Source organism: Xanthomonas sp. SHU 308, assembly GCF_000364645.1.
GTDB classification, from domain to species: domain Bacteria; phylum Pseudomonadota; class Gammaproteobacteria; order Xanthomonadales; family Xanthomonadaceae; genus Xanthomonas_A; species Xanthomonas_A sontii.
The window spans coordinates 1-4,735 of sequence record NZ_AQOK01000394.1 but is presented as its reverse complement, the minus strand read 5'-3'; the positions used below and the strand labels follow the sequence as shown (position 1 = coordinate 4,735).

The 4,735-nt window shown below is 72.1% G+C and carries 5 protein-coding genes; 3 read left to right on the top strand and 2 right to left on the bottom strand.

Annotation, left to right across the window (positions count from 1 at the left end; genetic code table 11):
• Positions 1 to 1,072: exodeoxyribonuclease VII large subunit (gene xseA, locus D588_RS0113180; RefSeq protein WP_017916314.1), on the bottom strand; the 1,072-nt coding region annotated here is incomplete at its 3' end.
• 26 nt (positions 1,073 to 1,098) lie between these two features.
• On the bottom strand, positions 1,099 to 2,205 hold the full coding sequence (queG, locus tag D588_RS24735) for a tRNA epoxyqueuosine(34) reductase QueG (RefSeq protein ID WP_017916313.1): 1,107 nt from the start codon (positions 2,203 to 2,205) through the stop codon (positions 1,099 to 1,101).
• Between the two features lie 23 nt (positions 2,206 to 2,228).
• Here queG and D588_RS0113170 point away from each other — a divergent pair, with 23 nt between their 5' ends.
• The 3 genes from D588_RS0113170 to D588_RS24730 all read left to right on the top strand — a co-directional run.
• The gene (locus tag D588_RS0113170; RefSeq protein WP_017916312.1) at positions 2,229 to 3,716 is read left to right on the top strand and encodes a bifunctional ADP-dependent NAD(P)H-hydrate dehydratase/NAD(P)H-hydrate epimerase; all 1,488 of its coding nucleotides are present in this window, start codon (positions 2,229 to 2,231) and stop codon (positions 3,714 to 3,716) included.
• The gene (gene tsaE, locus D588_RS0113165) at positions 3,713 to 4,195 is read left to right on the top strand and encodes a tRNA (adenosine(37)-N6)-threonylcarbamoyltransferase complex ATPase subunit type 1 TsaE (protein WP_017916311.1); all 483 of its coding nucleotides are present in this window, start codon (positions 3,713 to 3,715) and stop codon (positions 4,193 to 4,195) included. The genes D588_RS0113170 and tsaE overlap by 4 nt, the downstream gene beginning before the upstream one ends.
• An 80-nt stretch (positions 4,196 to 4,275) precedes the next feature.
• On the top strand, positions 4,276 to 4,735 hold a 460-nt coding region (locus D588_RS24730), incomplete at its 3' end, for an AMIN domain-containing protein (RefSeq protein ID WP_043084811.1).

Here is a 4,735-nt window from a genome sequence, read left to right as displayed (position 1 = left end):
TCGACAGCCGCCGTTGCGGCTGCGCGGCGCGCAGCACCGCGGCGGCATGGCGCAATTGGGCATGCCGGCGTTCCTGCTGTTGCCGCCACACCGCCGCCAGCCGCCGTCCGATCTCGTGCTGGCGGCGCTGCAGCAACTGCAGGCGCACCTGCGGGCTCTGCGCCTGCAGGCGCAGCAGGGCGCGGTCGGCGCGTTGCTGCGCTTGCCGCAGCCGGTGCTGCTGCCAGCGCAGCAACGCGGCATGCTGGGAGCGCAGGCGCGCGCCGAGATCGCGCTGGTCGGGGACCAGCAATTCGGCGGCGACCGACGGGGTGGGCGCGCGCAGGTCGGCGGCGAAATCCGCCAGGGTCACGTCGGTCTCGTGGCCGACGGCCGACACCACCGGGGTGACTGCCGCGGCGATGGTGCGTGCCAGGTGTTCGTCGTTGAACGCCCACAGGTCCTCCAGCGAGCCGCCGCCGCGGGTCAGCAGGATCGCGTCGTAGCGGCCGCTGGCGTCGGCCTGGCGCAGCAAGGCGGCAATCTGCGCCGCGGCGCTGTCGCCCTGGACCAGGCTCGGCAGGATGTCCACCTGCAGCAGCGGCATGCGCCGGCCGAGCACGCTCAACACGTCGCGCACCGCGGCGCCGCTGGGCGAGGTGATGACCGCCAGGCGCTGCACGAAGCCGGGCAGGGCGCGCTTGCGCTCGCTGGCGAACAGGCCTTCGGCGGCGAGCCGGGCCTTGAGCTCCTCGAACGCCCGGCGCAACGCGCCTTCGCCGGCTTCCTCCAGATGGTCCAGCACCAACTGGTAGTCGCCGCGCGCTTCGTACAGGGTCAGGCGCCCGCGCGCCAGCACCCGCAGGCCTTCGCGCGGCACGAACCGCAGCCATTGGCTCTTGGGCTTGAACATCGCGCAACGCACCTGCGCGCGCGCATCCTTCAGGGTGAAGTACAGGTGGCCGGACGAGGGGCGGGTGACGTTGCCCAGTTCGCCTTCCACCCAGGCCAGCGGGAAGGCGCTCTCCAGCAGGTCGCGGGCCAGCGTGTTGAGCTGGCTGGGGCTGAGGATCTGGTCGGCGCGATCGGACATGCGGGCAGTGCAGGGCGTAAGGGCGCCTATCCTCGCACGTCGGCAGCTCTGGCCGGCTGCGTCGACTTGGCTGCATGCCGGGCCAGCGCCCACTGCACGTGCTCGCGCACCAGCGGCGAGGGATGCTGCGCGCGCGCGCCTAGCGCGGCCAGTACCTGTGGCGTGGTCGGCGCGTTGCCCAGCGCCACTGCCAGATTGCGCAGCCAGCGCTCGTGACCGCTGCGGCGGATCGCGCTGCCTTCGGTGCGGCGCAGGAACTCGTCTTCCTCCCAGGCGAACAACTGCGCCAGCGTGGCCTTGTCCAGATCGTTGCGCGCGCGGAAGTCCGGCTCGTCGCTGCGCTTGGCGAACTTGTTCCAGGGGCAGATCAGCTGGCAGTCGTCGCAGCCGAAGATGCGGTTGCCGATCGCCGCGCGCAGTTCCTCGGGAATCGCGCCGTCGTGCTCGATGGTCAGGTAGGCGATGCAGCGGCGCGCATCGAGTCGGTACGGCGCGACGATCGCCTGGGTGGGGCAGACGTCGATGCAGCGCGTGCAGGTGCCGCAGTGGGCGCTGGCCGGCGGGTCGATCGGCAGCGGCAGATCGACGTAGATCTCGCCGAGGAAGAACCAGGAGCCGCCGTTGCGGTCGATCAGGCAGGTGTGCTTGCCGATCCAGCCCAGGCCGGCGTCGCGCGCCAGGGCGCGTTCGAGCACCGGCGCCGAATCGACGAACACGCGGTGGCCGAACGGGCCGATCTCGTCCTGGATACGCTCGGCCAGCTTCTGCAGACGGTTGCGCATCAGCTTGTGGTAGTCGCGGCCCAGCGCATAGCGCGCGACGTAGGCGCGCTCGCCGTCGCGCAGCGTGTCCCAGGCCGAATCGTCGTCGTTGCGGCCGTAGTCCAGGCCCACCGAGATCACCCGCAATGTGCCGGGGATCAGCTCCGCCGGGCGGGAACGCTTGTCGCCGTGCTGGGCCATCCAGTGCATCGTGCCGTACAGGCCCTGTTGCAGCCAGTCGCGCAGATGCGCCTCGTCCTGCTGCAGTTCGATGCCGGCGATACCGCAGCGCTGGAAGCCGAACGTGCGCGCCAGCGCGCGGATGCGCGCGGCGGCGGTGTGGGGATCGGCGATGTCGAGGCGGGCGGACATCGCGCAAGTATAGAATCCCGTGCATGTACGACTGCTTCGATCTCTATGCCACCGCGGACGCGCGCCGCATCGATGTGCAGGCCACCGCGCTGCTGGGCGGCGACGGCTACACGCTGATGCAGCGCGCCGGCCAGGCCGCGTGGCAGACACTGCTGCAGCGCTGGCCGCAGGCGCAGCGCATCCTGGTGGCGTGTGGCAGCGGCAACAACGGTGGCGATGGCTACGTGCTGGCGCGGCTGGCGCATCGCGCCGGGCGCCAGGTGCGCGTGCTGCAGTTGCCCGGGCGCGGTCCGCAATCGCCGCTGGCGCAGCGCGCCTGCACCGACTACATCGGCGTCGGCGGTCGCATCGAGGAGTTCGACGCGGCACTGGCGCCGGCCGACGTGGTGGTCGATGCGTTGCTCGGCATCGGCCTCAATCGCGCGCCGGACGCCGAACTGGCGGCGTTGCTCGGCGCGCTGGGTGGACTTGGCGCGCCGGTACTGGCGCTGGATGTGCCCAGCGGCGTGGACGCCGAAACCGGCAGCGTGCCCGGCGCGGTGTTGCCGGCGACGCTGACCTTGCAGTTCATCGTGGCCCACGCCGGCTTGCATACCGGTGCGGCCTTGAACCATGTCGGCGAGCGCGCGCTGGCGACGCTGGAGGTGCCGCCGACTGCGTTCGCCGGTTGCGTGCCGCGCGCGCAGGCCTGGACCGTCGGCGCCTTGCGCCGCCATCTGGCGCCGCGCCGGCAGGACAGCCACAAAGGCGACTCCGGGCATGTGCTGTGCGTCGGCGGCAATCTCGGCAGCGGCGGAGCGGTGATGCTCAGTGCCGAATCGGCCCTGCGCAGCGGGGCCGGCCTGGTCAGCGTGGCGACCCGCAGCGCGCACGTGGCGCCGCTGCTGGCGCGCTGTCCGGAGGCGATGGCGCATGCGGTCGACGATGCGACGGCGCTGGCGCCGTTGCTGCACAAGGCCAGTGTGGTCGCGCTCGGCCCCGGGCTTGGTCAGGACGATTGGGCGCGGGCGCTGTGGCAGACGGTCCTGGCCGATTCGGACCGCGCGCTGATCCTGGACGCCGATGCATTGAACCTGCTTGCGCAGGCGCCGCGGCCCGTCCCGCAGGCGGTGCTGACCCCGCATCCCGGCGAGGCCGGGCGCCTGCTCGGCATCGCCACCGCCGAGGTGCAGCGCGATCGCTTCGCGGCCGCCGCGGCCTTGGCCGAACGCTACCAGGCGACGATTGTGCTGAAGGGCGCCGGCAGCCTGGTCGCCGCGCCGGGGCAGGTGCCACGAGTGATCGCCGCCGGCAATCCGGGCATGGCGGTCGGCGGCATGGGCGATCTGTTGACCGGGGTGGTCGCGGCGCTGCGCGCGCAAGGGTTGCCGGCGTTCGAGGCGGCCAGCGTCGGCGCGCTGCTGCATGCCGGCGCCGGCGATCGCGCGGCCGCCGACGGCCAGCGCGGGCTGCTGCCCACCGACCTGTTGCCGGCGCTGCGGCGCCTGTCCAATCCGGAATCCGAACCATGAGCCTCAGCTTGTTCCTGCCCGACAGCGAGGCCACCGAGCGCCTCGGCCGTGCGCTGGCCGCGACCCGCCCGGCGCAGGCCGCGGTGCATCTTCATGGGGATCTGGGTGCCGGCAAATCGACCCTGGCACGGGCGCTGCTGCGCGCGCTCGGGGTGCAGGGCGCGATCCGCAGCCCCACCTACGCCCTGGTGGAGCGCTACCCGCTGGCCGATGGCGAGGCCTGGCACCTGGATCTGTACCGCATCGGCGCGGCGGGCGAGCTGGATTTCCTCGGGCTGGACGAGGGCGGGGCCACGCTGTGGCTGGTGGAATGGCCCGAGCGCGGCGGCGACGTGCTGGCGCCCGCCGATCTGGACGTGCGCCTGGCCGTGCACGGCGACGGGCGCCGTGTCGCCCTGCAGCCACGTACCGAGGTGGGGACCGCCTGGCTGGCGCAGCTGGCCCAGCAGGCCGACTTGCAGGGACTTTTTGCCGGCTGACGCTAGAAAGTGAAGGCAGGTTATGGATTATTAAGGGAAAACCGCTTGCCTTTGACTCCCGGCGATGTTTGAATCGCGTTATGCGCCCGGGGACCCGTTTTTTCGCCAGTTTCGCCGCTGCCGCAGGCTGGTGCCTGGCGGCGCAGACGGCGTTTGCCGGGCAGGTGCAGTCGGTCTCGCTCGACAACGGCGCCACCGGCACCCGCGCCGAGATCCGCCTGCAGGGCAGTGGTGGCTTCAGCACGCTGTCGCTGGCCAACCCAAATCGCCTGGTCGTCGATCTTCCCGATTCCTCCGCTGCCAAGGGCCTGAAGCTGCCGGCCGGCGGCGGCGTGGTCAGCGCAGTGCGCACCGGCCATCCGGTGCCGGGCACCTTGCGGATCGTGTTCGACCTGAGCAGTTCGGTGGTGGCGTTCAAGCCGCAGATGCAGACCATCGGCGGCAGTTCGGTGCTGGTGATCGAGTGGCCGGGCGAGGCCCCAGCGGGCAAGGCGGTCGCCGCCGACGCGCCGGCAGCCGTGGCCCCGCTGCCGCAGGCCA

Bases quoted from the DNA above. Each gene is read 5' to 3' on its own strand.
- queG (WP_017916313.1), bottom strand. From the start codon at position 2,205: ATGTCCGCCCGCCTCGACATCGCCGATCCCCACACCGCCGCCGCGCGC.
- D588_RS0113170 (WP_017916312.1), top strand. From the start codon at position 2,229: ATGTACGACTGCTTCGATCTCTATGCCACCGCGGACGCGCGCCGCATC.
- tsaE (WP_017916311.1), top strand. From the start codon at position 3,713: ATGAGCCTCAGCTTGTTCCTGCCCGACAGCGAGGCCACCGAGCGCCTC.